Origin of the sequence: Cognatilysobacter lacus (genome assembly GCF_008274655.1) — a bacterium.
Taxonomy (GTDB): Bacteria; Pseudomonadota; Gammaproteobacteria; order Xanthomonadales; family Xanthomonadaceae; genus Cognatilysobacter; species Cognatilysobacter lacus.
The window spans coordinates 1-2,658 of the sequence record NZ_VTRV01000224.1; the positions used below are offsets into that span (position 1 = coordinate 1).

The 2,658-nt window shown below is 70.9% G+C and carries 1 protein-coding gene; it reads left to right on the top strand.

Annotated elements, in window-relative coordinates:
• Window positions 1–2,658, top strand: a 2,658-nt coding sequence (locus FW784_RS13445) for an alpha-1,6-glucosidase domain-containing protein (RefSeq protein WP_149353834.1), incomplete at both ends; no start/stop codon positions are given.

Consider the following 2,658-nt stretch of genomic DNA (forward strand, 5'->3'; position numbering starts at 1 on the left):
GCGGACTGCGATGCCGCGTCACCCGCGCGAACGCTCGCGGCGGTCGCTGATCCTCGCGTCGACGCACGCGCCTACTGGCTCGACGCGCACACGGTGCGATGGCCGGGCAAGTCACCGTCCGCCCGATACAGGCTCGCGCGGTCCGACGACGCGGCGTTGCATCTGGACGCGGAGCGTCGCGTGCAGGGCGCGGATCGCGCGATCTCGCTAACGGCGATCGTCGGTTCCGGCGAGCCGACGCCGCCAGCGTTCGCGTTCGTCCCGCCCGGTGCGCAGTTCCTACTGACTACCGATGACCAACGCGACGTCCGCGACCACCTCGATGCGCAGTGGTGGCTGCTGCAGGAGAACGCCGACGGCCGCGTCGTCGATGCGACGCTGCTGCAGTCACCCGGCCTGCTCGACGCGGCGCTCGACGGCGATCGCGCGGTGCCGGCGCCTCGCGTCAGCGCGACGTCGACCGAACTGGGCCTGTGGGCACCCACCGCGCGCCAGGTCGCCGTGTGTCTGTACGCCGGCGCCGACGGCCCCGCCGAGCGCACGCTTCCGCTCCGGCACGACCGCGTCACCGGCGCCTGGACGCTCGATCTCGACGGGGACCATCGCGGCCGCGCCTATGCGTTCCTCGTCGACGTGCAGGTGCCCGGCGTCGGCGTTGTTCGAAACCGCGTGACCGATCCGTATGCGGTGACGCTCACCGCCGACTCGGCGCGCAGCGTGCTGGCAGATCTGGACGATCCGCGCCTCGCACCCGCCGGCTGGACGACCCACCCGCGACCTGCGCCGCCCGCGGGCAACGTCGACATGTCCATCTACGAGTTGCACGTGCGCGACTTCTCCGCCGCCGACCGGAGCGTCCCCGCGGCGCATCGCGGACGCTACCTGGCCTTCATCGATGCCGCATCGAACGGGATGCGCCACCTGCGCGCGCTGCGCGAGGCCGGCCTCACCGATATCCACCTGTTGCCCGTATTCGATTTCGCCAGCGTGCCGGAACGCGGCTGCACGACGCCGGTGATACCGCCATCCGCGCCTGACAGCCCGATACCGCAGCAACTGATCGCCGCCAGCGCCGCACGCGACTGCTACAACTGGGGCTACGACCCGTATCACTTCGGCGCACCGGAAGGCAGTTACGCCACCGACGCGAGCGACGGTGACGCGCGCATCCGCGAGTTCCGCGCCATGGTCCAGGCGCTGCACGCGGCCGGCCTGCGCGTCGGCATGGACGTGGTGTACAACCATGTGCACGCGTCGGGCCAGGACGCGACATCGGTGCTCGACCGCATCGTTCCCGGCTACTACCTGCGGCTCGATGCGAACGGCGCGGTCGAGCATTCGACCTGCTGCGCCAACACCGCGACCGAGCACCGCATGATGGCGCGCCTGATGGTGGACACGCTGGTGCGCTGGGCGCGCGACTACGGCATCGATTCGTTCCGCTTCGACCTGATGGGCCATCAGCCGCGCGCGGTGATGGAGCAGGCGCAACGTGCGTTGCGCGACGCTGTCGGCCACGACGTTCCGCTGATCGGGGAAGGCTGGAACTACGGCGAAGTGGCCGACGGCCGCCGCTTCGTGCAGGCCGCGCAGGGTCGGCTGGCCGGTACCGGCATCGGCACCTTCAGCGACCGCGCACGGGACGCGCTGCGCGGTGGTGGCTGCTGCGATTCCGGCGCGGACCTCGTGCAGCGCAAGGGCTGGCTCAACGGCCTCGCGGAATTGCCGGTCACCGACCCCGCTGCCGCCCGTGCGGCGGACCTGGTGCACGCCGGGCTCGCCGGCACGCTGCGCGACTACCCGATGACCTTTGCCGATGGCCATCGTGACACGCTGGCCAGCCTCGCCTACGCAGGCCAGCCGGCCGGTTACGCCATCGCGCCCGGTGACGTCGTCAACTACGTCGAGAACCACGACAACCTCACGCTGTTCGATGTCGATGCACTGCGGCTTCCGAGCACAACGCCACGCGCCGAGCGCGCGCGCGTGCAGGCGCTCGGCGTCGCGGTGGTGGCGCTGAGCCAGGGCGTGGCCTACTACCACGCCGGCATCGACCTCCTGCGCAGCAAGTCGCTCGATCGCAACAGCTTCGACTCGGGCGACCGGTTCAATCGGCTCGACTGGACCTACACCGACAACGGATTCGGCGCCGGCTTGCCGGCATCCGCGGACAACAGCAAGGACTGGCCGCTGCTGGCGCCGGTTCTTCGCGATCCCCGCATCCGACCGACGCCGCGCGACATCGCGTGGATGCGCGATGTCTTCCGCGACTGGCTGCGCATCCGCGCGTCGACACCGCTGCTGCGGCTGCGCGATGCGGCAGAAGTCCAGCGACGCCTGACGTTTCCGAATGCCGGGACGGCGACCAACAACGCGGTGATCGTCGGCCACGTGGACGGCAGCGGCATCGATGCCGGCGCATATCGGGAAGTGCTCTACCTGGTGAACGCGTCGGCCGAGGCGCGTTCCATCGTCCTGCCATCCGAGCGTGGCAAGCCCTACGTTCTGCATCCCGTGCAGCGCCGCGGCGCGGACGCGCGCGTTCGCCAGGCGCGCAGCGATGGGCTCGGCCACTTCAGCGTTCCACCGCGCACGGCCGCCGTGTTCGTGTTGCCTGCGCGGCCCGCGCGGCCGGTCAGCGGCACAGGCTTCCCGGCG